Raw genomic sequence first — 25,747 nt, forward strand, 5'->3', positions numbered from 1 at the left:
GCTTACGCTGCGCTCTTTGTATAACACTAAGTGGCGGTTAACCGATTGCTGGTGTGTGGCCGCTGCGTGTGTTTTGTAGACTCTTAATCAACATATAAATCGATGTCGTCAGCAATACTACAGCGAGATAAGTGATCAGCGAGTGCGCCGAGGTACTGCTGTGCTCTGCAATGACTGGCCCGAATACAGAGCCAACACTGTAGCTCAGTAGCATTAGCTCTGTCGCGGCAACGATCTTCTCCAATGCCATCGTCTCGCAGGCCAGTGAGATAGCAATAGGGTAGAGCGCAAAGCAGCTCGCGCCGAGTAAGAAATAACTTACGGTAATTATCGCAATTGAGGTGCCATCGGCGATACCAACGATACCGATAGTACCGAGTAGGCAAAATAGCGCCATCAACAGGCTCTTACCGACTCTCGTCGATAGATAGCTCACTAAAGGTTGTACTAACATACCGCCTAAGATAATCACAGCCATTAAAAATGCGGTACGTTCGGTGCTGGCAAACTGACCATTGATATAGCTTGGCATTAGGCCATAAATAGGACCTAGTAACAGGCCCGATACTAAGCAGCCGATCACCGCCGGTAAGCTGATCTTTCTCACTTCACGCATGCTGATCTTCTCGTGCTCGAGACTTTCTGGCTGGCCTCTTTTGATTAAAAGTGGTGGCAAGATCGCTAACATGAGTAAGCCAATAACCCAGAGGAAGGGGGTAACACCATTAATACCTAATGGCCCAATCGCTAGCTGACCCAGCGCAGTACCACCATAGAGGGATGTCATGTATAGGCCTAAGCGCTTAGCTCTTTGCTTTGCGCTATCAGCCATCAGTAGCCAAGACTCAACGACCACAAAAACACCCGCAACGGCAAAGCCGGCAAGAAAACGAGCGGCGAGCCAGACTGATGCTGTCGGTATAGCCAGCATCGCGACGATTGTCAGGGTCAACATGGCAAGAAAAAGCATCAGTGAGATTCTGTGGCCAATTTTAGCTACGATTGTTTGAATGCAGGTTGTACCAACTAAGATACCTAGATAGAAGATGCTCGCTAACCATGCAACCAATGAGTTATCCATGCCAAATGATGCTAGTGACAATGGAATAAGGCTCATCAGAAAGCCTGATGCGATAGCAAAAAACGATAAACCAGCAACAGGTACGAATGTACTGTTTTTGTGTGGTTTGCAGGCAGAAATGTCCACCTTTATCTCCTATAGATTGATACTTTTAAAAGTTTAAATGTTGGTTTGAGGAGGCGGATTTTATGCTTTTAATATGGAAAGTAAAGTTTAATTTATGTACTAAGAAATAAAAAACGATTTTTTAGATTTATTTGCTTCTATGCGCCTGATTTTTATGCGTTAAACTTTTATTTGTATTTGCTTAATTGATGCTGGGTTTTAGGATGAGGCTGACATTGGTTTCTAAGTTGTTTTGTCGCAAGGGATTTAGCTTTGTCGGCGCCTTGTAACTGTTATTTATAGTCCTTTGAGAGTCTGGTAGTTAATAGATGGTTAAAAAGGCGGGTTTGATAGCCGCCTTTTTACTGTTTGAAGCGTTTTGTCGCAGCAGATTTTTAATCCACAATCTAAAGCTGATTAGCTTAACTGTAGCGCTACAATCTTTAGTGGGTGATTACCATCAAATGATGGGAAATCGTTATGGCAGTCTAACCAAGTGTGCTGAGTGACTTCACGCCCCTGTTTCTCAACGCAGCGCACTAAACTGTCAAACCAGGCATTGCGATCGACTTTGGCAACATTGTTACAGCAGACAATTGTGCCACCGGATTTAGTGGTCAGTAGTGCTGGCTTAAATAGGCTCTGATAGTCATTGATGAGATCGACGATGCCAAAAGGACTCTTGGCGTATCTCGGTGGGTCGAGAAAGACCAAGTCAAATTGAGTGGCACTTAGCTTTGGGTAGGAGGGAAGCTTTTGATTGCGACGACCACCGACTTTAAGGCCTGCCAACTGTCTTAAGGCTGGAAAGGCATCGCTTTGGATAAATTCACAGACATCTTCAGCTTGGTTTAACGCCGCATTCTTACGACCCGCCGCTAGGGCAAATGAGGAGAAGTCGACGTTGACGACACGCTTGGCACCACCGACAGCCGCAGCCGTGCCTATGCCACAGGTGTAGGAGAAGAGGTTTAATACGCTCTTGTCTGCGCTGTTGGCGGCAACATATTCACGGCCTACACGCATATCTAGAAATAGCAGCGGATCTTGGCCTTCATGGCGTAACTTACTGGTAAACTGGATGCCATTTTCTTGCATCTGCTGTTCGCTCGTGGCGAAGCTCTGTAGCTCTTCTGGTAAGCGGTTTAATACTCGAGAGTTCTTGTCAGAGCGATCGTTGTAGATCACGGGAAGATCGGCGAGTTGAGTCAGTTGCTCTGTCACATCGGCTAGTTCATCATCGCTCAGCGATTGGTGAAAGGTTTGGATGAGCCAAGCATTGCCGTAACGATCGATATTGAGTCCATTACAACCTTCTACGGTACCGTGAAATACGCGGTAACAATCGGTATCTTGTGTCTCTGCTTGCTTTAGAAATGCAGCACGCTTAGCAATGGCTTGGGTCAATGCTTGAGAAAGAGGTATAGCTGCTGGGTCCGATGTTGTGATCGACATATATATTAGGCTCATTTGAAATAGTGTCAGAGGTGACGGCGCTAATGATAGCAAAAATGCACCAATAAATACCCTCATTCTTCAATGGCGTTATCTAGGAGATACCTTTGGTGAGAGCATTGAAAATGGCGCCAAAGGGTTATTTCATTTGACTCTAGGCTGAGTTTGACTCAGAAATAGACAGGGTCTTTGTTGTTATCCATGGCAGAGGATATATGAAAGTCGTATTGGTACATGGCATCTTTAATACTGGGCATGTGATGCGCTTGCTGCAAAAGCGACTACAGCAAGCGGGCCACGAATGTTTTGCCCCCACGATTAGCCCCTTCGATGGGCGCTACGGTATAGAACATGCTGCCGAAAATTTACGGCAGCAGATCGACAGCGCTTTGGGTTGTGATGAACAGATAGTGCTGGTGGGCTTTAGTATGGGCGGTATTATCGGCCGTTATTACTTACAGTCGCTAGATGGTGCTAGACGAGTGAGTCAATTCTTCTGTCTGTCGACTCCCCATAACGGCAGTTATTTAGCCTATCTGCCTTACCCGTCAAAAGGAATTAGACAGCTAAGGCCTAACAGTGACTTACTTGTTGAGCTTGCTGAGTCTGAAATCGTATTAGAGGGAATAAAACTTTACTCTTATTGGACGCCCATCGATTTTACGATTGTACCTAGCTCTAGCTCGTTCTGGCACATAGCCGAGAATCAGAGGTTTGTGATTATTCTGCATCTGTCGGTCATTTTTAGCCGACGCATCGCAAAAGCCATCTGTCATAATATTGTGGAAGTGCCATAAGCTAAAGCTTGGTTCCTCTGTTTGTTGGCGCGGGAGAGGCTTAGTGCGTTTCAGCCACAGGGAAACTCAGTCGCGCCCGACACCCTGTTGGTGCGATATCTTCTAGGCTAAATTGCCACTGGTAACGCTGACACAGGCTATCGACGATGAGAAGGCCGAGCCCATGGCCATTATTGCTATCGTTTTCTGATGAATTGAGCCCGCGGCCAGTATCAGTGATCCCTATTGCACGTTTATCTATGCTAATGGATATTTTGCCGGAGTCGCTGGCATTGATAGCATTGCTAATCAAGTTAGTCAGTAGCATTCGTAGCACTGCAGGGCTCGGTTTGAGCAGTGGCGGCTCTCTAAAGTCTAACTCGAGTGTAATCTGCTTTGAGTTAGCTAGGTGTGAAAGCGGCGCGATAATCTGCTCAACTTCGTTTTTTTCTAATGTCCTGAATTGCTTATTGTCGGTGCCTTTCTCTTGTTTTACTAAGCCTAACAGGGCATCGACTGTATGCTGCATATCATGGGCGGCTCGCATAATACGGTCACGCTGGCGAGCTTGAAATGCGGCAGCATCATTCTGCTCCTGTAACTTGGCGGCACCGCTGATCACTGTGATTGGAGTGCGAAGCTCATGACTGGCATAGCGAGCAAACGCCTGCTCTTGCTTTATCATCATCTCATTTTGTTGGCGATAATGATTGAGGCTATTAGCAAGCTCACTAAATTCGGCGGCAGACTGCGGCGGTACACTAAAGGTCTTGTGTGTAGCAGGGGATTTTAGTTGCTTACTGAGTTGCTCAACGGGTTCAACTAATCGGCGGCTTAGTTTGTGAATCGCGAAACCAAATAGTAGAAACAAAACCCCAATGAAGCTAAGCACAAACAGGTTAATTGATTGCCACTCACTGTGACTTAACTCCACGCTTTCTGCAGGCATGATGAGGTAGAGAGGCTGCATTACACCTTCAAGTTCAAACTCACTTCGATAAAGGAAGATCTCTTCGTGCTGGTTGAGTGCATCATCTTCAAATAACTTAAAGTTAGTGACCTCATGGAATAACCCCGTTGCGCCGCGGTCGACCACTTCACCTGAAAAATTGTTGGGGAATTGGCTTAAATCACCGTATTTCTCTGGGATAAGTTCAGTTGAATGGTAAGCCTCAACGTATAAGCCAATTTTGAGAGGTTGCTTTGCACCTTGTTGAAATAAGCTTATGGCGAATGGCGCGCTAACCTCGAGTTCATGTTGATTGACTTCATCCTCAATCCACTGCATTAAGCTCAGCATGGAAATATAGAGCGTGAGCCCTATGGCTAGGGCAATGATACTGAAATAGATCATCAACCTTTGAGGCAGCTTAGAGGCCGATGGGACTCGGTTGAGTAAGCGCTTTAACACGTCTCTTCTCCCTGTTGCAGCCTAAAGCCGATTTTAGGCACTGTTGCTAACATAGGTTGCTTAAAGGGTTTATCGAGTTGATTGCGTAGTTGATACATATGGCTGCGTAAAATATCGCTACTTGGTGGCGACATGCCCCAGATTTCATCGATGATCTGTTCGCGTTTAACCACATTGGGAGCATTTTTCATTAACAGCAGCAGGATCTGATAGGTGATAGGTGTCAGTGCGAGTTGCATACCTTGGCGAGAAGCCTGATGTTTTGCGATGTTTAACTCTATATCACCAAACTTGAGTGTACCTTGCGCCACTTGGCCACGATGCCGTTTTACGAGTGCTTGTACTCGGGCATCGACGACATCGAGATCGAAGGCTTGCCGAGATAATCATCTGCACCGCAATCGAACCCGCTGAGTAGGTCGCTTTTATTATCTAGCGCGGTCAACATTAAGATGGGGGTGCTGCAACCAAGGGAGCGCAGCGCCTTACATAGGCTTAAGCCATCGAGTTTAGGCAGCATCAGGTCGAGGATAATAGCATCGAAGTCGAAAGCCTGTGCTAGCGAAAGACCAAGCTCACCGTTGTCGGCGAAGTCGAGTTCCATGCCTTTGGCTTCGAAATAGTCGCCAAGGATCCCCGCTACATCGCTGTTATCTTCAATAATCAGTAGTTTAATTGTCATTGTGCATGCTGTGATTAACCCGGTATATGGCGATTATTTTAGCACTTTTTTTGTCGAAAAAATGTCAACGACATTTCGTTCACTCAAGTCTAGGCATGCTAACGGCAAATTAGCCTTTGCAGGATAAAACATGTCGTATTCCTCATCTTCTCAAACTCGCGAACATGCAGAGATTTGTCTGTCTGTTGTGGTGCCCTTATTCAATGAATCGCAAATGATAAAGCCCTTGATTGAGCGTTTAACCGCGGTGCTTTCAAGGCTTGATGATAGCAGTGAAATTGTATTTGTTGATGACGGAAGTTGTGATGACTCTTGGCTGCAGGTGAGCCGATTACCTCTGGTAGATAATGAGTATCAGTGCATCAAGTTAAGCCGTAATTTTGGTAAAGAGGCGGCGATGTCAGCAGGTATTGACCACGCCAGAGGATTGGTGGTGATCATGCTGGACGCGGATCTGCAAGACCCACCGGAATTGATCCCTGATATGTTGGCTCAGTGGCGAGCCGGCTACGATATCGTCAATATGAAGCGCAGAAAACGGTTAGGGGAGACCTGGTTTAAACGTTTCTCTGCTGGCTGCTTCTACCGTTTGATGAACTGGGTATCGGACTCGCCAGTGCCTGAGAATGTCGGTGATTTTCGCCTGATGAGCCGTCAGGTTATCGATAGTATTAAGGCTTTGCCTGAGCGTAACCGTTTTATGAAAGGGTTATTTAGTTGGCCGGGATTTTCTCAAAAGACCTTAGAGTTTGACCGCGATCCTCGTTTTACCGGTGAAACTAAGTGGAATTATGGCAAGTTGTTTGGCTTAGCGATGGACGGCATTACCTCCTTTAGCTTTAAACCCCTTAGACTCGCCACTTGGTGCGGTGTGCTGACGGCATTGTGCGCCTTTGTTTATGGCGGTTGGATAGTGGCTAATACCTTGATATTTGGCGGCAGTGTTGCTGGATATCCGTCGCTAATGGTGGTGCAGCTGGCATTAGCTGGGATCCAGTTGTTGGCTCTTGGGCTGATTGGAGAGTATCTGGGGCGAGTGTTTGTAGAGGTGAAGCAAAGGCCTCTATACCTGATTGAAGAGGTAGCCTATCGGGAGTCGTTGGCGCAAGTGAAAGCTCGGACTCGCAATACAAAGCAGGATAATGTTAGCTACTTGGGGGCTAAATAATGTTGAGCACTCGCGACACTCACAGGGGAGTGGCTGTGCTCTTGCTGGTGGTTCTGACACGACTATTACTCCTGCCTTGGTATCCGCTGATGGATACCACCGAGGCGAGATACGGTGAGATGGCACGCCTGATGGTAGAGACAGGAAACTGGGTAACGCCTCTATTTGATTACAATGTGCCGTTTTGGGGCAAGCCCCCGCTACATACCTGGATGAGTGCTGGCTCATTAAACCTATTTGGTATCAATGAGTTTGCTGTGCGTTTTCCCCACTGGTTGGCAGCGATGCTGACCTTAGCCGTTGTCGGTTACTTTGCCAAACGTCTGCATTTACCCGTGACGTCGGTGCTAATCATTTTGGCATCAACAGTGGTGTTTAGCGTCAGCGCGGGTGCAGTAATGACCGATATGGCGCTGACACTGGGGCTGACGCTGGCGATGGTCGGTTTTTACCTGTGTTGGCAAGGTGACAGACTTTGGGGATATATCGGTTTTAGCGGCCTAGCAATCGGCTTGCTGGCAAAAGGCCCGGTGGCATTAGTCCTGTTCGCAATTGGCACTGGGCTTTGGTTGCTGTGGCGCTATGGTTTGCGAAAGAATGGCTTGCAAAAGACTGGCCTATTAAAGATGTGGCGACACTTATGGCAGCGTACACCACTTGTGACGGGCACTCTGCTGATGCTCGCTATCGCGTTGCCTTGGTATGTGATGGCGGAGCGAGCGACTCCAGGCTTTTTACATTACTTTATTATTGGGGAGCATTGGTCGCGCTTTGTCGATAGTGGCTGGCAAGGCGATCTCTATGGCACGGCCCATGACGAGATCCGAGGTACGATCTGGCTGTATTTCATTGCTGCTGCTATGCCATGGTCACTGTTTCTGCCGAGGGCAATTTACAAGATAGTGACAGAGGCTAGAAGCTCTGCGTCAGAAGTCGTTGCTAAGGGGGAGAAACAGGCGGCAGAGCAATCTAAGGGGGTGGCTAGCTATCTTCTGTGCTGGATGCTTGCACCTATGGTGCTGTTTACGCTCGCGGGCAATATTCTGCCCGCCTATGTCTTGCCTGGTATTCCAGGCTTAGCGCTGTTGCTCGGCTATGCGTGGTGCAATGGTCGCCTACCAGGGCTCAATGCAATCGCTTTATCTATTCCAGTCTTGTTACTCATCACCGTTGTCGTGCTGAATTTTGGGCCTGCAAAAGATAAGAGCGAGCGCTGGTTACTCTCACTGCGCAGTGAAGCATTACCGACTTATTACTGGCAGAGGCAGCCGTTTTCAGCACGTTTCTACAGCGCTGGTCAAGCAGACAAGATTGATGCTTTAGACAAGGTGGACTCGAAGAGTGACTTCTACTTAGTGGTTGAGAATAGCAAGCTTGCAGAGCCTCGATTCTCTCACTGCAGTGAAGTGGCGCACAATAAGTATCGGGGGCTACTGCGTTGTCGTCGCAACTAATGGTCTTCTCTATGCAGGCACTGCGGCAATTATGGCTTAAGCACTGGCAAGCTTTGCGCTTCTTAGTGGTTGGCGGCGCGGTATTTATGTTTGATGCTGCGCTGTTTTATGGGTTGCTGAATGGCTTTGAGCTGCCTTTAATGCTCGCTCGCTGCAGCGCTTTTGCCTGTGCGCTTATTGTTTCTTGGTTGGCGAATCGCTACTGGACCTTTGGTGAGCGCAAGCAAGTCCCTAAGGCTAGGCAGTTATTGAGGTCAGTGGCAGTTTCAATTCTCGCGGCATTGGTTAATCTATCGGTATTTTATCTATGCTCCACGGCGTTAAGCGGTGGGCCACTGAATGCTTTAATCAGTTTTAGCTTAGGCGTATTGGCTGGACTCATTATTAACTGGTTTGGTGCCAATCGTTGGATATATCGAGCCGTTGCTCTTGAATAATGCTCAAAATACTCGGGCTTATGTTACAAACTGTTAACTAGTGGTTTTACTCCGGCTAGAAAACCGCTAGTTTCACTCTCTATAGTATTTATGGATGAGGTAATGGTTAACATGAAGTTCTTCAATATGAGATCGGTTTTAATTGGAGGCGGCGTTTCTTATCTACTGGCTGCGTCGACATTACCACTATCGGCTTTAGCGGCCTCCGAGCCATCGTTAAGCTTTACTGAAATGGCAATCGATGCCCCTTTTGAGCTGACTCACCCCATCATCGCTGCCGATCTGCTGCCTGAGGCGGGTAAAGAGTTAGTGGTATTTGGTGTCGATGGTTTGAGTCAGCGCTGGATGGCTATCTATGGGTTTGAAAGGGGACGATACCAACTCACAATGAAGCGAGCGCTGCCCCAAGAGCTACATAGTTTTGACATCACAGAGTTTGTGCCCGGTAAATTACAACAGTTGTATTTCCTATCTCAAGATGAGCTACAGCTTCTCGTGAGTAAAGAGAATAGCTCTAAGTTATATATTGAAACGGTGGCCAAGATCAGTTCACTATCTTTTAAAGAGCGGCCAGACTTCATCAGTCGTGGTGAGTTTATTCAGGATCTCAATGGTGATCTCTTAGACGATATCTTGATCCATGATTTTAATCAGTTGCATCTTTTTTTGGCTAAAGAGCAAGGCTTTGAGCGTCAGACTCTGCCGATAAAGCCGCAGTCTCGTCTATTTGACGATGGCGCCACCTATACTCAATCTAAGCTTTATATCAGTGATGTTAACCTCGATGGCTTGGCGGATATCGTTAAGATTGGCGAGGGAGAGTTGGAAGTTTATAAGCAGACCCAGACTAAAGGCTTCGATCAGGTTGCCGAATACATTTCGGTACGCCAGCCTATCAGTGGTATCGATTGGTGGAACAAGCGCGATGCCTACGGTGAGCAGTTAGATCAGAGTGAGCTGGTTTATCGCAAGGTTGAGCAGCTTAAAGATCTTAATGCCGATGGGGTGACCGATATGGTGATCCGCTACACCAAAAGCAGTGGTGTTTTCGACAGAGTAAATGATTATGAGATCTACCTCGGTGAGAGTCAGAAAGGCGCCTTGGTTTTCCCCAAGACGGCGAGCAGTGTGATTAAAGCCGAAGGGACACTTACTGGTTTGGAGTTTATCGATATCGATAGCGATGAGCGGGATGAAGTGATGGTGGCGGGGTTTGATATTGGGGTATCGCAAATTATCGGCGCGCTACTCTCGGGCAGTATCGATCAAGATGTGCATCTGTTTAAGATGGACTCTAGCGGTCGATTTAGTGATGACTCCAATGTGACCAAAGAAGTTGAGCTAAGCTTTAGCTTCAGTTCGGGGCAAGCGGGCACGCCAGTAGTTAAGCTTGCGGATCTTAACGGCGATGGCCTTAAAGATCTTTTATTGTCGGAAGATGAATCGACACTAAAGATCTATTTGGGTCAATCGGGCAAGCGCCTATTTGGTTCCGATCCCGAGAAGCATCGCTTGCAATTGCCAGTGGATGGCAAGATGTTGATAAGCGATGATCTCAATGGTGATGGGCGAGAGGATCTGCTAATCAAGTATGGTCGACAAGACGATAAAAAACTCTCTAGGCAATTCATAGTGCTATTAGCGAGCTAGCCTCTGCCCTCGGCTTAGATAAATGATAAGCGACCCGAATAGGGTCGCTTTTTTATTGAAGTCAGCATGCTTAAAGTGAGGCTTTATTAAGTTCACACTAATTTACAAAGCTATTCATATACTTGCCGTTTATTTCACTATCTGACAGTTCTTGACGCAAACCTTAGGTCATAAGAGGTGCACATATTGCGAATTAATTAAGGAAGATAGATGAAACAAACACCATGGCGTTATATCGGTTTATCAGTAGTAATGGCGACGGTTGTCGCTTGCAGCTCAGATGACAGCGAATCAACCAGCAGCGGTAGCTTTATCCAATATTACAACGGATCGGCAAACAGCACCTCGACTGCGCTGGTACTGGATGGGTATGCTTACTCGTCGGTGAGCTTTGCCGATTCCTTACCTAGGTATGAGTACGGGACGGGAACGAGCGAACTTGAGATCACAGGCTTAGATGCCCAAGGCGAAGAGCTGAATATCTATCAATCGACGATAGAGCTGAGGGATGCTGATAACCATCTTTTTATATTAGTCGGTGATTATAGTGAGCCTGAGTTAGTCGATATCGTCTACAGCCGCAGCGAAATGGATGAACTCAATAGTGATGAAAGTGGCGACTATAGCAAGATGCAGGTGTTAATCGCCCATGCTGCGATGGGTGAGCCTAGTTTTGACCTCTATTTGGGCAAACAGGGGCAAGCGTTTAGTTCGGCGATCATGCTGGACGCCATTAGCTATAAAGGTCACAGCGATGGTCTGATATTCGATACTGGTGAGTATGTACTGTATCTCACCGAAAGTGGGCAAGCCGAACCTGTGTTTACCACCGCCGCACTGGAGCTGACCGATAATACGGTATACAAGTTCATTATTCGCAATAGCTTTGGTCCTGGGACGCCTAAGATCATAGTCGATAATGTGGACTCTTCTGGCACGCCTGATCCCTATGTCAATATTGATGCCAATGCAGAGTATCGTGTTTTTAATGGACTCAATAATACCGACACGATCGATGCTGAGCTTGTCAGTAATCAGGAGTCCCAGTACCTATACGAGCTAAAGCCGAATCAACTCACTGAGTTTAAAGATATAGGCTACAACGACTATGGCGTTACCATTACTAACAGCGCAAGCAACCAAGTATTAGCCAATAACCTATTGATCACCTTTAACCAGGATGAGAGTAAAACCATTGTGGTTTATGAGGATGAGTTAGGTGAAGCAAAGGGCATGACCATCACCCACGATCATCGACCAAGAGCATTTGAGCATCAGATCAGCTTGGCCAATCTTGTTCCGGAGTTTGAGGAACTGATGATCTATTTTGTGCGCTCGAGTGAGACTATTGAGTCGGCAGAATATAAGTTAACAGGGGTTGAGTTTACCGAGCTGAGTAGCATTAGTTTGCCGTCGGATGACTATGAGATAAGTGTGGTATTTAAAGATGAAAACGATACCTTAACTCTTCTATATCAGTCAGATGTCGTACAGTTTAATCAAGCCGGTAACTACACCATGGTGTTGAATCCAGACGATACCGAGCCACTAGGTTACCGACTAGCCACTTTCCAGTAGTCGGTGTTGAACTCAAGATGGGGTGCAGAGGCGAAATTCACATTAAGCGTATTTTATTTATATAGAGTTAGCGCGTTAATTTTTGATTTCGTTGAGGCGAAAGTTGTGTTTCCCGCCTCTGCTTAACAGGGTACAGCCTGTTAAATCTAGCGACGACTGAGCAGTTGTTTAATACGTAAACTTAGCTGCTTAGTCTGTTTCAGAATTGGCAGTGAACCTTGACTGGTTCTTTGCTCACTTTCCTGAACAATCTGATAAACGGTTTTAGTCGATAGGCCATAGTCTTTGGCAACGTCCGATAATAAACGGCCGTTATTTTTGACTTCGTTAATTACTTTGAGGTTAAGGTTGATAGCATCCATCGTATTTTTCTCTCATTCTAATGTTTAGACATCAGTGGTTTGTGCGTCTTTGAGTGTGGTGACGGAATTCCATCGACAAAGGGTTTTAGCCTGCTCCTGTCGTTATTCGCTGAGCATTGTTATTAATTATTTTTTTAGCCAGCGAATACTCAATAATGAGTATGCTTAAGACGTGCCAAGTTGGTTTGGTATTTTTATTCATTACATTTCATATGGTTAAAGCTCGTTAGTCAGCTTTGGTGCAATAAGCCGTATTTTGTTCGCCCTAAAAAGGTGCGCATGCGCACCACGGTGGTGCAAGGGCCGCTTAAGAAAGCTGGCTAATTTGTTTGTTTTTAAACCAGTTAACGGCGTGACCATTGTCTAATTCGCCGTGCTTTATATACTGCTTTAAAAATACAACTTAATCGTGGTCGCTTTTGCCGAAGGCAAGGGCTGTTAGGGGTAGTAAAAAATGAGTGTAAAACGCAGTTCTTTTCTGATTGGTGGCTTAATTGCCACCATGTTGGTCTCTGGTTGTCAGACAACCAATCCTTATACTAACGAATCTCAAAATGCCAAAGCGACTAACGGTGCCTTAATTGGTGCTATCGCTGGTGCAGCAATCGGTGTTGCTTCTTCGAGTAAGAGTGATCGAGGTAAAGGTGCGTTGATCGGGGCTGCATCGGGCGCTGCACTTGGTGGCGGGATCGGCTATTACATGGATGTTCAGGAAGCGGAGCTGCGTAAGCAGTTACAATCATCGGGTGTTAGCGTGACCCGTAGTGGCGACAATATTATTTTGAACATGCCAAATGATGTGACTTTTGGTGTGGATCAAACGGACTTGAGTCAACGTGCTCAACAGGTGCTTAACAGTGTGGTGCTGGTGGCGCTTGAGTATGATGAGACTAAGCTGAATGTCATGGGCCATACCGATAGCTCTGGCGCCGAGTCTTATAATTTAAGACTGTCTCAAGTACGTGCGAGTGAGGTGGCAAATTATCTAACGAATCATAAGGTTCCTGCTCAACGCGTAGCTTCTCACGGTATGGGAGAGTCAAAGCCAATTGCCTCTAACCAAACTAAGCAGGGCCGTGCTGAAAACCGCCGCGTAGAGATAATCTTAAGCCCTATGCCTCAAGCTTAAGCTATCGTCTTAAGCCTAAAAAGCCACTCAAGAGTGGCTTTTTTTATGGGCGTAAGGTGGGACTTTTTGTCTGGATAACTGACTGGCTAGGTGACAGAACTCTCGCTGTTAGACACTGGGTAAACCCCGCGAAGAACAGACATTGTTATTTAGCGTTAGATGTTTTTTCATTGGTATAAATACTTGTAATTGATAATTAACTTTCTAACGGTGGAAAAATAATGAAGAAATGGATCTTAGTGTCGCTGTTGGCTTTGCCTGTTGTTGCCAACGCAGATCCTATTGAGCTAAGAGCTGCTGGTAGTTTAAAAAATGCGATGAATGACATTGTTGCGGCATATCAACAGGAGAGTGAGCAACAGGTTCACGCCGATTACGGACCATCGGGTCTACTACGTAAACGTATTGAGTCTGGCGAACAGGTTGGTGTATTCGCGTCTGCAAACATGAAGCACCCTCAAACATTAAAGGCTGCAGGTAAAGGTGACAGTGTGGTGATGTTTGCCCGCAATCAGATGTGCGCCATCGCTCAGCCAAACGTTAAACTCGACAGTGAAGGCCTGCTCGCTGTTATGTTAGACCCAAATGTGCGTGTGGGTACCTCTACACCAAAGGCCGATCCGTCGGGAGACTATGCTTGGAAGATTTTCGCCAAGGCTGACGCATTACAGGCTGGCGCTAAGGCGCAGCTTGAACAAAAAGCACTGCAGCTCACAGGTGGTGAGAAAAGTGCAAAAGCACCCAAGGGCCGTAACACCTATGGCTGGGTGATGGAAAATAAGCGTGCCGATCTGTTTCTCACTTATTGCACCAATGCAGTACTGGCGCAAAAAGAGGTGAAAGATCTGCAGATAGTGCAGATGCCCGCCCCTTTATCAGTCGGTGCTAATTATGGCTTGATCGTATTAGATGACGCTGAGCCTCAAGCCTGGAAATTGGCCATGTATATTCTGTCAGAACCCGGGCAAGCTATTCTTGCTGACTACGGCTTCGATGCACCGCTTAAGCAGTAGTGGCTCTGATACATGAGTTAAAAAGAAAAAGGCCGCGATTGCGGCCTTTTATCTACTTGATACTAATGGTTAATGCATTAAGAAAACGGTTGCTAGCCCTAGGAAGGCAAATAGGCCTATGACATCGGTTACTGTGGTTAGCACCATACCGCCAGCGAGCGCTGGGTCGATATTCATCTTCTTCAGTATGAGTGGAATGCTAGCACCAGCAAGGCCTGCCACCGTCATATTGATAAGCATAGCCCCTCCAATAAGCGCACCAAGCGCCATATCGCCTTTCCAAGCCCAGACAGCACCAAAGACGAGAACAGACCACAGAAGCCCGTTTAGGAAGCCAATAGCTAGCTCCTTACCTATCAACCAACGGGAGTTACTTTGACCGATTTGGCCAAGGGCGATACCACGAATAACCAGTGCTAAGGTTTGGTTACCAGCCACGCCGCCCATGCTAGGTACGATGGTCATCAAAATAGCGATGGTGGCAAACTGTTCCAGCGTGCCTTCAAACATGTTACTGACAGAGGCAGCTAAGAGGGCAGCGAATAAGTTAACCGTTAGCCAAAGTGAACGGCGAAAGGTACTCTTTAACACAGGACCAAAGGTATCGGTATCGTCATCCATACCCGCCATACCCATCATCGAGTGTTCGGCGTCTTCACGGATCACATCGACCACGTCATCGATGGTGATACGCCCCAATAGCTTATTGTTATCGTCGATAACAGGAGCCGAAACCCAGTCGTGACGTTCGAACAGTTGCGCGACTTCGCTGTCAGACATACCAACCGGGATCCCTTCAAGATCGGAGATCATGATTTCCCGCACCGAGGCATCGGGGTTACAGGTCAGCAGATCGGCTATACGCACACCGCCAAGCACTCTGTCGTGCTTGTCTACCACATACAGCATATCTGTCGCATCTGGCAGCTCTCCGCGTATTCTTAAGTAACGCAAAATCACATCGATATTGACGTCGGGTCTTAAGGTGACCGTATCGGTATTCATCAAGCTGCCCGCAGTATCATCGGGATAAGACAGCGCCTGCTCTACGCGAACCCTGTCTTGCTTGGTCATCGATTGCAGCACTTGCTTGTAGACGCTGTCAGGCAGGCTACGAAGAATATACGCCAGATCATCGGTGTCCATGTTTGCGGCTGCTTTAGCTACGCGCTCAGGACTCATCTGGGTGATCAGGCTATCTTTGAGCTCTTCACCAAGTTCATCGAGGATTTCACCTGTGTGTTCCTGGTCAATCAGTTGCCATAACACTTGACGGGTGCGAGGTGGCGATGATTCGAGAATAAAAGCAATGTCCGATGCTGCCATGTCCTGCAACATATTGCGGACATGGACAAACATACCGTTGCCTAATGCTTGAGTCAGCTGATTGAGACGTTGGTCCGTTGTTTCATTGTCTAAGACTTCAATCGGCATAGCTCCCTCACTGGGTATTTTAAAAGGCGCTTATCATAACTTAAGTGCTGGATATTTGTGTGTGATAACTTGCGTGATAACTAACTTAGTCGTTAAGTAAATGATGAATGATTAGCTATCTTCATCAAATTTGGCATCAATCAATTGGCAGATGGCGTCGAGTGCCGTTTGGGCATCGACTCCCGTAGCCACTAGCTGAACCGTTTTGCCCATTCCCGTCTCTAGCATTAATAAGCCTAATACGCTTGTCGCTGAGGCTTGTTTTTCGCCCTGAATAATTGTGATTTCGGCATCAAACTCGGAGGCCAGCACCACAAGTTTTGTGGCTGCTCGGGCGTGAAGTCCTAATTTATTACAGATAGTGACTTCACGTTTAATGGTCGGCATTCTTTAGCTCACGGTGGCGGGCTTTGACTTTATGTTTGCCTCCTTGGAAGTGTGCGGCAAGGCGCTCGGTGATATAAACTGACCGATGTTGGCCTCCGGTGCAGCCGATGGCGATGGTGAGATAGCTGCGATTATTACGCTCTAAATCGGGGAGCCAATCTTCGAGCATCTGCTCAATCTGTTTAATGAACTGATTGACTCTTGGACGTTCATTCAAGAAGTCTTGGACAGGTTTGTCGAGACCTGTCATTGGGCGCAGATCGGGTTCCCAATGTGGATTAGGCAAAAAACGTACGTCAAACATGAAGTCTGCCTCTGTCGGCATACCATGTTTAAAACCGAATGACTCAAAGTTGATCATCAGTTCTTTATCGACGTTACCGAGCAAAATCTCTCGCACCTGATCGTTAAGATCGTAGATATTCAGGTTTGAGGTATCGATATAGTGATCGACGATATTGGCTAACGGTTCGAGTAAACGTCCCTCAAGCTCAATCGCCTCTTTTAGTGAGACATTATCATGAGACAAGGGATGAAGACGACGGGTTTCGTTATAGCGTTTAAGCAGCACTTCATCACTGGAATTGAGGAAGAAGCTTAATAGCTCTACGCCCTCAGGCAAATTGGTTAGATGCTTAGTCAGCTCACTCTCTTTTTCTGGAAGATTGCGAATATCGACACTGATCGCAACCAGTTGAGTGTTGCCCGAGAGCTCTTTAAGTAGCGTGCCCATCATAGGCAGTGGCAGATTATCGACACAATAATAGCCGAGATCTTCGAGCATTCTTAATAGAACAGATTTACCTGAACCGGAACGTCCTGAGACTAAAACAAGCTTCATCGTATGATTACCTGGTAGAGTTTAAACTGATGTTAGTTTTTATATGATTATATTGCACAATTGTAAGGATCAACTTTTTTAGGGCTGAAAGCAAGAATTTGCGTGGGTAATAAAGATAAATAATATTGCTGTAATAATTACTTAGGTCTTTAAGCCGTCAGTATTTCATCTGAGTAATACGACTAATTTAAAGACCCGAGTAAGGTGTTACTGGGTAATGACTTGGTACAGCTCAGACTCGTTACTGGTCTTTCTCAACTGCTTCAGAACCGCCTTATCGTTGAGTTTCTCAGCCATCGAAGACAGTGTCGCTAAATGTTGCTCACACTGCTCGGACGGGACTAGCAACGCAAATAGAATATCCACAGGCTGCTTATCGATAGCGTCAAATGCGATGGGATCTTCACATTTTATCAATACTGCAACTGGACGTTCAATATTTGCCAGCCTTCCGTGTGGAATAGCTATACCATTACCTATACCCGTGCTACCCATCTTTTCTCTTGCCAACAGACTTTCAAAAATCTCTTGTGAAGAAAGGGTAGGGTATTGGACAGCGGCAATATCACTGATTAACTCCAATACCTTTTTCTTACTGCCCGGAGTGGCACAGGTGGTGCATTCCGGCTGCAGGATGGTACTTAGTTCCATCGTTAGTGTTTAGTTAACTTCTCTTTGTGTTTAATAACCTGACGATCTAGCTTATCGATCAGGGAGTCTATGGCAGCATACATATCCGCATGTTCCGAAGTGGCAAATACTTCACCTTTTTTTAGGTGAATTTTGGCTTCGGCAATTTGCTGCGTTTTTTCTACGTTCAAAATAACCTGCACATTATTGATCTGATCGAAATGTCGTTCAAGCTTTGTGAATTTGTCTTCCACATAACCCCGAAGTGAATCAGTAATTTCTAGATGATGTCCTGTCACGTTGATTTGCATATAATGATCCTCCAAGTGCCTAATTTTGAGTTATAAACTCTTACGTTGGTTTGAGGGGGGGATCAGCATTGCTTCGCGATATTTCGCGATCGTACGTCTAGCAACTTTAATCCCTTGTTCTGCCAAAAGCTGCGCCATTTTGCTATCACTCAATGGTTTCTTCTGGTTTTCAGCTGCGACTAACTTCTTAATAAACGCTCTGATTGCGGTCGATGAGCACTCCCCACCATCATCTGTGCCAACATGGCTAGAGAAGAAGTACTTGAGCTCAAAGATACCTCTTGGGGTGTGCATATATTTCTGTGTCGTTACTCGTGAAATGGTGGACTCATGCATTTCAACGGCTTCGGCAATATCATTTAACACCATGGGCTTCATGGCTTCTTCACCGTACTCGAAGAACCCTTGCTGGAACTTAACGATACAGTTAGTCACCTTGAGTAGGGTGTCGTTACGGCTTTCTAGGCTCTTGATGAACCATTTGGCTTCCTGAAGATGGCCTCGAATAAACTGTCCATCTGCCTGATTAGTGGTGCTACGCGCCATAGAAGCATAATGCTGATTAACATTGATCTTAGGCATATAGTCTGGGTTCAGCTCAACCACCCAGCGGCCTTTTTTCTTGCTAACCGAAACGTCGGGGATGACATACTCGTCTTTGCTGCGAGCGATCGCCAGCCCAGGCCTTGGGTTAAGTGTTTGGATCAGTGCAATAGCGTCACGTAGCTCGTCTTCTTTGAGCTTAGTCTTGCGCATTAGCTGTCTAAAGTCGCGTCCGGCGATCAGATCTAAGTAATCTTTGATCAGTAATCTAGCGTTATCAATATGCGGCGTATCGGCCGCGTATTGCGCCAGTTGGATCAGTAGGCATTCGCTTAGGTTGCGCGCTGCAACGCCAATAGGATCAAAATGTTGTACACGCTTTAAAACGGCTTCAACTTCATCCAGCTCGGTCTCTGGATCGCCCATGGCCTCGAGGATCTCCTCGCAGCTCTGGGTTAAATAACCACGCTCATCAATCGCATCGATAATTGCGGTAGCGATGGCAAGGTCGTTGTCAGAGAATGGAGTCAGGTTCTTCTGCCACTCAAGATGTTCGTATAGGCCTTCACTGGTTTCACCTTGAAATGGCATATCATCTTCGCGGCTAACACCGGAGCTAGAGTTTGAGGAAACTGTGTAGACTTCATCCCATGTGGTGTCCATAGGCAGGTCGTCTGGCATGGAGTCTTGAGTCAGTGCATCGGAGGTTTCAACGCTGGCGCTATCTTGATTAAGATCGTTATTAGAATCACTCGATGACTGGTCTTCATTGTCGCCAATATCACCGTCTGACTGCTCTTCATCTAATTCCAATAGTGGATTAGATTCTAATGCTTGTTGGATCTCTTGTTGCAGCTCTAAAGAAGACAGTTGTAACAGGCGAATGGCCTGCTGTAACTGAGGAGTCATTGTGAGCTGTTGACCCATTTTGAGCTGGAGTGACGCTTTCATCTTACCGCTATTCCCTACACTGTAGTTAAACGTTAAAGCTCGCTGGTTTGGCGAAGGAAGCCTAAAAACACAACACTATGATTTTATTTAGAAATGAATTCTATGTTTTGGGCTTTGACTTCCACTCTGTTAATTAACTATAGCCTGAATTGCTCACCTAAGTACACTGCTCGAACTTGCTGGTTGTCTAAGATTTCGGCAGGTGTACCTTCGGCAATGAGATTTCCGTGACTCACAATATAAGCATGTTCACACACATCCAATGTTTCACGAACATTGTGATCAGTGATCAGTACGCCCAAGCCACGGCTCTTAAGTTGTTCAATAATTTTTTTAATATCAATAACAGAGATCGGGTCGACACCGGCGAATGGTTCATCTAATAAAATGAACTTTGGATTCGCTGCCAGTGCTCTGGCAATTTCTACTCGGCGTCGTTCACCGCCCGATAATGCCATACCTTGGCTATCGCGAATGTGAGTGATGTGGAACTCTTCGAGTAAGTGTTCTAGCTGCTCTTCACGTTGCTCGTTATTGATATCCTTGCGGGTTTGTAATACCGCCATGATGTTGTCACGAACCGATAGCTTTCTGAAAATACTGGCTTCCTGTGGTAAGTAGCCGATACCCTTACGGGCGCGCAGGTGCATAGGATCGAGAGTAAGATCATCATCATCGATAAAGATCTTGCCCTTATCGCTTTGCACTAGACCCACAACCATGTAGAAAGTCGTAGTTTTACCGGCACCATTAGGACCGAGCAGACCCACAATTTGGCCTGTCTTTACGGTTAGGCTGACATCTTGTACTACGGCTCGATTCTTATAGCTTTTAGCAAGGTTTGCCGCTTTTAAGGTAATCTGGGTCATTGCTGTTCCTGCTTCTTAACTGGCGCATCAGGTTTCTCTTCCTGATAAGTTTCAGGCTGAATAATAGTGATAACTCTGTCATCACCCTTGCCAGTACTTTCTGCAATAAGCTGCTGTAAACTAATGTTGTATTTGATGCGGTTACCAGTAACTTGGCTGCCGTCTTGCTCTAGGGTTGCCCCACCGATTAAGGTTAATGTGCGGGTTGCAAGCTCATAGCGGATCTCTTTCGCACTAGCGGTTGCTGGACGACCATCTTCCATCATCTGAGTGTAAGTTGCTGGGTTGCCAGTAGCGACTAGCGTCTTACCGCTCTTATCTGCTTTGGAGAATACGCGTAGCTCATCGGCATTCATCTTAATTGAGCCTTGAGTAACCTCTACTGGGCCAAAGAAGATAACCTGATTATTTTTGATATCGGCTTCTTGGCTTGCGGCTGCAATTTTAACTTCTTGTAGCAGGTCATCGACTTTAGCTACAGAGCTGAAACTCAACAGGCAAAGTAGGCCTGCAAGGATAGATTGATTGTATTTCATAGTGTCCTTCTACTCAGCAAGTACGCTTTGCTTAATTTAGCGCGAGTGCAAAAGTGTTCATGTAATTGAGCGCTATTTAGCTTCGTAGATACCTTCTACTTGGCTGACTAGTTTAACGCTCTGGGCATTCAGATCGGCGTATAAGCCTAAACCTTGAATGACAAATTCGTTGCCCGTGACGTGAATGATTTCGTCAGAGGTCATGATCATCGTATTCAGATCAAGTTCTAAATAGCTGGTACTTAACGTCTGGATCGGCTCTTCCGGACTAATCGAGTCGATAATAACATTGTTTTCTAAAGCTACCTTACCCGTGGCTTTATTCAGGCTGCCTTTTTCGCTTCTGAGGCGCCATTGAGCTTGGCCGTCATCTGGGTAAATAAGGTAAACAGGCTCAGTAAAATAGGTCATGCTGACACTATCGAAATGTTCCATGTGTTTAGCCGAAACTTCACTGTTGATTAAGCCTAACTCGTTATATTCGACGCTACGTAAGTCATCGATAATATAGTCGGGGCGCTGACTCATATCGATATCCAGCTCTTGTTCGCTCTTCTTAGACTGCACTTGCCAGTAGAGCAGAAGTGCAGTGCCAAAAAAGGCGATAATCGCTAGGGTCACGCGGTTCATATACTCATCCCATGGGCCGAGTCAAACTTGTCTTGGCTTAACAGTAGTAGGTCGGTCAACTCGCGCAGGGCACCGTGGCCACCTCTAATGTAGGTTGTCATCTTGGCATGTTGTTTCACGTAAGGGTGGCCATCTGCCACACAGACGGACAAGCCCACCTTCTGCATAACCGGTAAGTCGACCATATCATCTCCAATATAGGCGACTTCTTCAGGGCTTACATTATAAAGCTCGAGTAGTTCGTTATAGGGAGCCAGCTTATTGTCGACTCCTTGATAGATATGCGTGACGCCAAGGGCGGTAAATCTGTCTTCAACGATTTGTGATTTGCGGCCAGTAATAATCGCCACATGAATACCACTAGTGAGTACCGAGCGCACACCATAGCCATCACGAGTATGGAAGGTTTTTAGCTCTTCACCACTGTTGCTCATGTAAACCAGACCATCTGAAAACACGCCGTCGACATCGCAGATCAGTAATTTAATTTTACTCGCCGCTTGCCAAACATCTTGGCTAACCGGGCCGTAGAAACCTTGGTGAGACATGTTAAATCACTCCCGCTTTAACCATGTCGAGCATGTTCAATGCGCCAACGGGTTGCTGCTGTTCATTAATTACCACTAGGCCGTTAATGTTTTTGGTGTCCATCACTTTTAGTGCTTCGGCCGCCAATACATTTTCGGTAATAGTGACGCAGCCTTTAGTCATTACTTCGGCAATTGGAGTGGTGCGTAAGTTGACTTCGGCATCGATAACGCGGCGCAGATCGCCATCGGTGAAGATACCGACTAAGGTGTTGCTGCTGTCGACCACAGCTGTCATACCTAAGCCTTTCTTAGAGATCTCATATAGCGCCTCGGTGATACAGATATCATCTTGCACTTTAGGTAGCTCAACGCCTTTATGCATCACATCACTGACTTTTAACAGTAACTTACGACCTAAACTGCCGCCAGGGTGAGATAGTGCAAAGTCATCCTGGGTGAAGCCGCGAGCCTGCAGCAGGGCAACGGCTAAGGCATCGCCCATGACTAAGGTTGCCGTGGTGCTTGAAGTTGGGGCTAGTCCTAGTGGGCAGGCTTCCTCTGGCACTTCGATGCAAAGGTGTAGTTGAGCAAGCTTAGCCATATTGGAATCAGGCTTGCCCGTTACCGAGATCATAGGCAGTCCCATGCGCTTAATGACGGGCATCAAGGTTAAGATTTCGCTCGACTCGCCTGAGTTAGAGATAGCGAGCACGATATCGTTTTCACTCAACACACCAAGGTCGCCGTGACTGGCCTCACCTGGATGCACGAAAAATGCCGGTGTCCCCGTGCTGGCTAATGTGGCTGAAATCTTGTTGCCGATATGGCCAGACTTACCCATGCCCATCACGATGACTTTACCTGTGCATTGCAAAATTAATTGGCAAGCTTGGGCAAATTCTGAAGAGTCGACGTACTGATACAGATTATCGAGCGCTTGTTTCTCGATATCGATGACCTTGGTACCCCATTGGCGTAGTTGATGTTCATCTACCATTTCTTGGTCTCTCTTTAAATTGCTGCTTAACGTATCGCACCTAGGATTAAGATAAGAAAAGTAACGCTTGGTATGCGATAAATGTAATAAGTAGTACTACGCCATGCCAAGGTTTTAGCTGTTTGGCGCGTCCCGTTAATAAGATCAGTATTGCAAGTGCACTGCTTGTTGCGAGCACCATATAAAAGTCACGAGTACTCGCCGCGGCATCTACGGCGCCTGGCGCTATGATACCTGGTATAGCAAGTACTGCTAAAATATTGAATAAGTTTGAACCAACTATGTTACCGATAGCAAGGTCGTCTTCTTTTTTTAAGACACCGGCAACACAAGCGGCAAGTTCTGGCAAGCTGGTACCCACTGCAATAATGGTTAGGCCGATAACCAGATCCGATAGATGGTATGCCTTGGCGATCCCAACCGCACCTTGCACCATCCAGTCTGCCGACAGAGGTAATAATACCATGCCCACAACCAGCCATAAAATGGCTTTCGGTGTAGGCACATCGGCTGGAATTTCTTCTTCAGCATCTCGGGCCAAGGCATCACGATTCTTATTGGTCAATGCATGCCAAATCAGGTAGCCCATTAAACCGATAAACATCACCAACAAGGTGACACCCTCTATGCGCGTTAAGAAACCATCATGTAGGAAGTAGCCTACAATGACAGTGGCGACCAGCATCATTGGAATTTCGCGTTTGAGGGTTTGCGAACTGACGGAGATCGCTCCGAGTAGCGCGGTAATACCTAAGATCAAGGTAATGTTAGCGATGTTAGAGCCCAGAACATTACCAATAGCGGTATCTGTCATGCCATCGAGCGATGCGGTGGCTGCAACAAACATCTCGGGGGCGGAGCTCCCCATGGCGACAATCGTTAAACCAATTAACATCGGCGGTAAGCCAAGGTTACGGGCGAAGGCTGCTGCACCATAAACAAATTTGTCGGCACTCCAGACTAGTGCGCCTAAGCCTGCAACTAACAGAAAAATATTAAATAGCATCGATTCTTAGTATGTTGGGATCTAGCCGCTTATTTTCGCTGTAATTGAATTAAAATGAAAGTATTGAGGTGAGATAGTATCGATTTGGTTGTACCTCTTTGGTCAATTACGTACAATTTCTCCCTTTCCTGTACGGAAAATGGAAGTTTCCACAATTTTAGATGCAGGGCACTTGCATGACTCACACCCCCAAAACATTGGTCGAAACCCAAAATATGGCATTTAGCCGCGGCACGCATGTCATTTTTGAAGACGTGACGCTGTCGATCCCAAAGGGAAAAGTCACCGCTATTATGGGGCCAAGTGGTATCGGAAAAACCACCCTGCTTAAGCTTATTGGTGGGCAGTTAACCCCCGATAGCGGTTCGGTTAAATTCGATGGTGTTGACATACATAAGTGCAGCCGTAGTGAGCTTTTTGCCCTGCGCAAACGCATGAGCATGCTGTTTCAAAGTGGTGCACTGTTTACCGACATGAATGTCTTCGACAATGTCGCCTTCGCCCTCAGGGAGCACTCCGGGCTACCTGAAGCGATTATTCGCCGTATCGTCTTGATGAAACTCGAAGCCGTAGGCCTCAGAGGCGCGGCGCAATTGATGCCCACGGAGCTGTCTGGTGGTATGCAGCGCCGGGCAGCCTTAGCCAGAGCAATTGCATTAGAGCCCGAGTTGGTGCTTTACGATGAACCATTTGCCGGACAGGACCCTATCTCTATGGGGGTGTTAGTTAAGCTTATTCGTGAACTGTCCGATGCGCTTAATCTGACCTCAGTCGTGGTTTCACACGATGTGGCTGAGGTGTTGGGGATTGCAGATTACGTCTATGTATTAGCCGACAAACGTATCATTGCTCACGGTACGCCAGAAGAGTTGCGTTTGTCTGAAGATCCAAAGTTAAGACAATTTATTGGTGGTGAGCCAGACGGTCCAGTGCCGTTTCATTACCCGGCAGAAGATTATAAGAAGGAACTACTCGGTGAGCTTGATTGATCAAATTGCTCGATTAGGCAGGGCTAGTATTGAACTAGTGATAGGGCTAGGAAAAGCCGGTCTGATGCTATGGGGCGCAATAATGCACCGCCCTCGATTTCGAAAAGGTACGCCGCTGCTATTAAAGCAGCTATATGTGGTGGGCGTGCAGTCGATGGTGATTATCTTAGTCTCAGGCTTGTTCATCGGCATGGTACTCGCGCTGCAGGGCTATAATATTTTAGTGGGCTTTGGGACGGAAGAGAGCCTAGGTCCCATGGTCGCGCTAAGCTTGTTACGAGAGCTTGGCCCCGTGGTGACGGCACTGCTATTCGCTGGTCGAGCAGGTTCTGCGTTAACGGCAGAGCTTGGCCTAATGAAGAGTACTGAGCAGCTGTCGAGTCTTGAGATGATGGCGATTGACCCGCTGAGACAGATTATTGCGCCGCGCTTTTGGGCTGGTGTCATCAGCTTACCGCTGCTGGCATTGATGTTTACGGCTGTGGGGATCTATGGTGGACACATAGTCGGCGTAGAGTGGAAAGGCATTGATAGCGGCAGCTTCTGGTCGATACTTCAGGCATCGGTAGAGTGGCGGGAAGATATTGTTAACTGCATGATTAAGAGCTTATTGTTTGCGGTGGTGGTGACATGGATTGCGCTTTACCGTGGTTATCATGTTATTCCTAACCCAGAGGGGATCAGTCGAGCGACAACTCAGACCGTTGTCCAGTCTAGCTTAGCGGTTTTAGCGCTTGATTTCCTATTGACGGCGATAATGTTTGGCCAGTAGTTGATATGACGATTAAGAGA

At 46.7% G+C, this 25,747-nt stretch carries 26 protein-coding genes and 1 pseudogene; 10 read left to right on the forward strand and 17 right to left on the reverse strand.

The genetic code is table 11. The features are described from left to right. Nucleotides 1–37: 37 nt before the first annotated feature. Nucleotides 38–1,207 (reverse strand): MFS transporter, encoded by a 1,170-nt coding sequence (locus L1D44_RS01360; protein ID WP_239888519.1) that lies wholly within the window; start codon nt 1,205–1,207, stop codon nt 38–40. A gap of 396 nt (nt 1,208–1,603) precedes the next feature. Further along, a complete protein-coding gene (locus L1D44_RS01365; RefSeq protein WP_239888520.1) occupies nt 1,604–2,641 on the reverse strand; it encodes a class I SAM-dependent methyltransferase in 1,038 nt (345 codons plus the stop codon). A 215-nt stretch (nt 2,642–2,856) separates the two neighbouring features. Between L1D44_RS01365 and L1D44_RS01370 the strand changes: the two genes are divergently transcribed. Then, nucleotides 2,857–3,438 carry an alpha/beta fold hydrolase gene (locus L1D44_RS01370; RefSeq protein ID WP_239888521.1) on the forward strand — a complete coding sequence of 194 codons (582 nt, stop codon included), beginning with the start codon at nt 2,857–2,859 and terminating at the stop codon, nt 3,436–3,438. A 40-nt stretch (nt 3,439–3,478) separates the two neighbouring features. Here L1D44_RS01370 and L1D44_RS01375 read toward each other — a convergent pair whose 3' ends face one another. Together L1D44_RS01375 and L1D44_RS01380 are read right to left on the reverse strand one after the other, a co-directional pair. Then, nucleotides 3,479–4,828, reverse strand: a complete 1,350-nt coding sequence (locus tag L1D44_RS01375) for a HAMP domain-containing sensor histidine kinase (RefSeq protein ID WP_239888522.1) — start codon at nt 4,826–4,828, stop codon at nt 3,479–3,481. Next, nucleotides 4,822–5,510 (reverse strand): annotated as a pseudogene (locus L1D44_RS01380) (response regulator transcription factor). Before L1D44_RS01380 ends, L1D44_RS01375 begins: the two are co-directional and overlap by 7 nt. A gap of 130 nt (nt 5,511–5,640) precedes the next feature. Between L1D44_RS01380 and L1D44_RS01385 the strand changes: the two are divergent. The 5 genes from L1D44_RS01385 to L1D44_RS01405 all read left to right on the forward strand — a co-directional run bounded on the left by L1D44_RS01385 (nt 5,641) and on the right by L1D44_RS01405 (nt 11,797). Beyond that, the gene (locus L1D44_RS01385) at nt 5,641–6,678 is read left to right on the forward strand and encodes a glycosyltransferase family 2 protein (protein ID WP_239888523.1); all 1,038 of its coding nucleotides are present in this window, start codon (nt 5,641–5,643) and stop codon (nt 6,676–6,678) included. Further along, nucleotides 6,678–8,132 (forward strand): glycosyltransferase family 39 protein, encoded by a 1,455-nt coding sequence (locus L1D44_RS01390; RefSeq protein ID WP_239888524.1) that lies wholly within the window; start codon nt 6,678–6,680, stop codon nt 8,130–8,132. The genes L1D44_RS01385 and L1D44_RS01390 overlap by 1 nt, the downstream gene beginning before the upstream one ends. Continuing rightward, the gene (locus tag L1D44_RS01395; RefSeq protein ID WP_239888525.1) at nt 8,117–8,569 is read left to right on the forward strand and encodes a GtrA family protein; all 453 of its coding nucleotides are present in this window, start codon (nt 8,117–8,119) and stop codon (nt 8,567–8,569) included. The genes L1D44_RS01390 and L1D44_RS01395 overlap by 16 nt, the downstream gene beginning before the upstream one ends. Nucleotides 8,570–8,695: 126 nt before the next feature. Next, nucleotides 8,696–10,219 (forward strand): VCBS repeat-containing protein, encoded by a 1,524-nt coding sequence (locus tag L1D44_RS01400; RefSeq protein ID WP_345773619.1) that lies wholly within the window; start codon nt 8,696–8,698, stop codon nt 10,217–10,219. Between the two features lie 210 nt (nt 10,220–10,429). Then, nucleotides 10,430–11,797: a hypothetical protein gene (locus L1D44_RS01405; RefSeq protein WP_239888526.1), complete on the forward strand. Its 1,368-nt coding sequence runs from the start codon at nt 10,430–10,432 to the stop codon at nt 11,795–11,797. A gap of 146 nt (nt 11,798–11,943) precedes the next feature. Here L1D44_RS01405 and L1D44_RS01410 read toward each other — a convergent pair whose 3' ends face one another. Continuing rightward, the gene (locus L1D44_RS01410) at nt 11,944–12,159 is read right to left on the reverse strand and encodes a transposase (protein WP_220769396.1); all 216 of its coding nucleotides are present in this window, start codon (nt 12,157–12,159) and stop codon (nt 11,944–11,946) included. Nucleotides 12,160–12,613: 454 nt separating this feature from the next. Between L1D44_RS01410 and L1D44_RS01415 the strand changes: the two genes are divergently transcribed. Next, nucleotides 12,614–13,288: an OmpA family protein gene (locus tag L1D44_RS01415; RefSeq protein ID WP_239888527.1), complete on the forward strand. Its 675-nt coding sequence runs from the start codon at nt 12,614–12,616 to the stop codon at nt 13,286–13,288. Between the two features lie 221 nt (nt 13,289–13,509). Continuing rightward, nucleotides 13,510–14,301, forward strand: coding sequence for a molybdate ABC transporter substrate-binding protein (locus L1D44_RS01420; RefSeq protein ID WP_239888528.1), 792 nt, complete (start codon nt 13,510–13,512; stop codon nt 14,299–14,301). A gap of 69 nt (nt 14,302–14,370) precedes the next feature. Here the strand turns inward: L1D44_RS01420 and mgtE are convergent, their stop codons facing one another. The 12 genes from mgtE to L1D44_RS01480 form a co-directional block, all read right to left on the reverse strand. Beyond that, nucleotides 14,371–15,735: a magnesium transporter gene (mgtE, locus tag L1D44_RS01425; RefSeq protein ID WP_220769399.1), complete on the reverse strand. Its 1,365-nt coding sequence runs from the start codon at nt 15,733–15,735 to the stop codon at nt 14,371–14,373. 111 nt (nt 15,736–15,846) lie between these two features. After that, the gene (locus L1D44_RS01430) at nt 15,847–16,122 is read right to left on the reverse strand and encodes an HPr family phosphocarrier protein (RefSeq protein WP_220769400.1); all 276 of its coding nucleotides are present in this window, start codon (nt 16,120–16,122) and stop codon (nt 15,847–15,849) included. Next, nucleotides 16,109–16,963 (reverse strand): RNase adapter RapZ, encoded by an 855-nt coding sequence (rapZ, locus tag L1D44_RS01435; RefSeq protein ID WP_239888529.1) that lies wholly within the window; start codon nt 16,961–16,963, stop codon nt 16,109–16,111. Before rapZ ends, L1D44_RS01430 begins: the two co-directional genes overlap by 14 nt. Nucleotides 16,964–17,170: 207 nt before the next feature. Further along, nucleotides 17,171–17,614, reverse strand: coding sequence for a PTS IIA-like nitrogen regulatory protein PtsN (gene ptsN / locus L1D44_RS01440; protein ID WP_220769402.1), 444 nt, complete (start codon nt 17,612–17,614; stop codon nt 17,171–17,173). Nucleotides 17,615–17,616: 2 nt separating this feature from the next. After that, nucleotides 17,617–17,904: a ribosome hibernation promoting factor gene (gene hpf / locus L1D44_RS01445; RefSeq protein WP_220769403.1), complete on the reverse strand. Its 288-nt coding sequence runs from the start codon at nt 17,902–17,904 to the stop codon at nt 17,617–17,619. 30 nt (nt 17,905–17,934) lie between these two features. Continuing rightward, the gene (locus L1D44_RS01450; RefSeq protein ID WP_239888530.1) at nt 17,935–19,398 is read right to left on the reverse strand and encodes an RNA polymerase factor sigma-54; all 1,464 of its coding nucleotides are present in this window, start codon (nt 19,396–19,398) and stop codon (nt 17,935–17,937) included. 137 nt (nt 19,399–19,535) lie between these two features. Continuing rightward, nucleotides 19,536–20,267: an LPS export ABC transporter ATP-binding protein gene (lptB, locus tag L1D44_RS01455; protein WP_220769405.1), complete on the reverse strand. Its 732-nt coding sequence runs from the start codon at nt 20,265–20,267 to the stop codon at nt 19,536–19,538. Beyond that, a complete protein-coding gene (gene lptA / locus L1D44_RS01460) occupies nt 20,264–20,803 on the reverse strand; it encodes a lipopolysaccharide transport periplasmic protein LptA (protein ID WP_239888531.1) in 540 nt (179 codons plus the stop codon). The genes lptB and lptA overlap by 4 nt, the downstream gene beginning before the upstream one ends. Before the next feature lie 72 nt (nt 20,804–20,875). After that, nucleotides 20,876–21,433 (reverse strand): LPS export ABC transporter periplasmic protein LptC, encoded by a 558-nt coding sequence (lptC, locus tag L1D44_RS01465; RefSeq protein ID WP_239888532.1) that lies wholly within the window; start codon nt 21,431–21,433, stop codon nt 20,876–20,878. Next, nucleotides 21,430–21,981 (reverse strand): 3-deoxy-manno-octulosonate-8-phosphatase KdsC, encoded by a 552-nt coding sequence (gene kdsC / locus L1D44_RS01470; protein ID WP_239888533.1) that lies wholly within the window; start codon nt 21,979–21,981, stop codon nt 21,430–21,432. The genes lptC and kdsC overlap by 4 nt, the downstream gene beginning before the upstream one ends. 1 nt (nt 21,982) lies before the next feature. Beyond that, complete coding sequence (locus L1D44_RS01475) at nt 21,983–22,960, reverse strand: KpsF/GutQ family sugar-phosphate isomerase (protein ID WP_239888534.1); 978 nt, start codon at nt 22,958–22,960, stop codon at nt 21,983–21,985. A gap of 46 nt (nt 22,961–23,006) precedes the next feature. Further along, nucleotides 23,007–23,966, reverse strand: coding sequence for a calcium/sodium antiporter (locus L1D44_RS01480; RefSeq protein WP_239888535.1), 960 nt, complete (start codon nt 23,964–23,966; stop codon nt 23,007–23,009). Nucleotides 23,967–24,142: 176 nt separating this feature from the next. Between L1D44_RS01480 and mlaF the strand changes: the two genes are divergently transcribed. Beyond that, entirely contained in the window at nt 24,143–24,955 is an 813-nt protein-coding gene (gene mlaF / locus L1D44_RS01485) for a phospholipid ABC transporter ATP-binding protein MlaF (RefSeq protein ID WP_239888536.1), read from the forward strand. Beyond that, nucleotides 24,942–25,727 carry a lipid asymmetry maintenance ABC transporter permease subunit MlaE gene (mlaE, locus tag L1D44_RS01490; RefSeq protein WP_239888537.1) on the forward strand — a complete coding sequence of 262 codons (786 nt, stop codon included), beginning with the start codon at nt 24,942–24,944 and terminating at the stop codon, nt 25,725–25,727. The genes mlaF and mlaE overlap by 14 nt, the downstream gene beginning before the upstream one ends. The last annotated feature ends 20 nt before the right edge of the window (nt 25,728–25,747 follow it).

The organism is Shewanella sp. Isolate13, from assembly GCF_022398325.1.
Lineage (GTDB): Bacteria > Pseudomonadota > Gammaproteobacteria > Enterobacterales > Shewanellaceae > Shewanella.

Bases quoted from the DNA above. Each gene is read 5' to 3' on its own strand.
- L1D44_RS01365 (WP_239888520.1), bottom strand. From the start codon at position 2,641: ATGTCGATCACAACATCGGACCCAGCAGCTATACCTCTTTCTCAAGCA.
- L1D44_RS01370 (WP_239888521.1), top strand. From the start codon at position 2,857: ATGAAAGTCGTATTGGTACATGGCATCTTTAATACTGGGCATGTGATG.
- L1D44_RS01385 (WP_239888523.1), top strand. From the start codon at position 5,641: ATGTCGTATTCCTCATCTTCTCAAACTCGCGAACATGCAGAGATTTGT.
- L1D44_RS01390 (WP_239888524.1), top strand. From the start codon at position 6,678: ATGTTGAGCACTCGCGACACTCACAGGGGAGTGGCTGTGCTCTTGCTG.
- L1D44_RS01400 (WP_345773619.1), top strand. From the start codon at position 8,696: ATGAGATCGGTTTTAATTGGAGGCGGCGTTTCTTATCTACTGGCTGCG.
- L1D44_RS01405 (WP_239888526.1), top strand. From the start codon at position 10,430: ATGAAACAAACACCATGGCGTTATATCGGTTTATCAGTAGTAATGGCG.
- L1D44_RS01410 (WP_220769396.1), bottom strand. From the start codon at position 12,159: ATGGATGCTATCAACCTTAACCTCAAAGTAATTAACGAAGTCAAAAAT.
- L1D44_RS01415 (WP_239888527.1), top strand. From the start codon at position 12,614: ATGAGTGTAAAACGCAGTTCTTTTCTGATTGGTGGCTTAATTGCCACC.
- L1D44_RS01420 (WP_239888528.1), top strand. From the start codon at position 13,510: ATGAAGAAATGGATCTTAGTGTCGCTGTTGGCTTTGCCTGTTGTTGCC.
- mgtE (WP_220769399.1), bottom strand. From the start codon at position 15,735: ATGCCGATTGAAGTCTTAGACAATGAAACAACGGACCAACGTCTCAAT.
- L1D44_RS01430 (WP_220769400.1), bottom strand. From the start codon at position 16,122: ATGCCGACCATTAAACGTGAAGTCACTATCTGTAATAAATTAGGACTT.
- rapZ (WP_239888529.1), bottom strand. From the start codon at position 16,963: ATGAAGCTTGTTTTAGTCTCAGGACGTTCCGGTTCAGGTAAATCTGTT.
- ptsN (WP_220769402.1), bottom strand. From the start codon at position 17,614: ATGGAACTAAGTACCATCCTGCAGCCGGAATGCACCACCTGTGCCACT.
- hpf (WP_220769403.1), bottom strand. From the start codon at position 17,904: ATGCAAATCAACGTGACAGGACATCATCTAGAAATTACTGATTCACTT.
- L1D44_RS01450 (WP_239888530.1), bottom strand. From the start codon at position 19,398: ATGAAAGCGTCACTCCAGCTCAAAATGGGTCAACAGCTCACAATGACT.
- lptB (WP_220769405.1), bottom strand. From the start codon at position 20,267: ATGACCCAGATTACCTTAAAAGCGGCAAACCTTGCTAAAAGCTATAAG.
- lptA (WP_239888531.1), bottom strand. From the start codon at position 20,803: ATGAAATACAATCAATCTATCCTTGCAGGCCTACTTTGCCTGTTGAGT.
- lptC (WP_239888532.1), bottom strand. From the start codon at position 21,433: ATGAACCGCGTGACCCTAGCGATTATCGCCTTTTTTGGCACTGCACTT.
- kdsC (WP_239888533.1), bottom strand. From the start codon at position 21,981: ATGTCTCACCAAGGTTTCTACGGCCCGGTTAGCCAAGATGTTTGGCAA.
- L1D44_RS01475 (WP_239888534.1), bottom strand. From the start codon at position 22,960: ATGGTAGATGAACATCAACTACGCCAATGGGGTACCAAGGTCATCGAT.
- L1D44_RS01480 (WP_239888535.1), bottom strand. From the start codon at position 23,966: ATGCTATTTAATATTTTTCTGTTAGTTGCAGGCTTAGGCGCACTAGTC.
- mlaF (WP_239888536.1), top strand. From the start codon at position 24,143: ATGACTCACACCCCCAAAACATTGGTCGAAACCCAAAATATGGCATTT.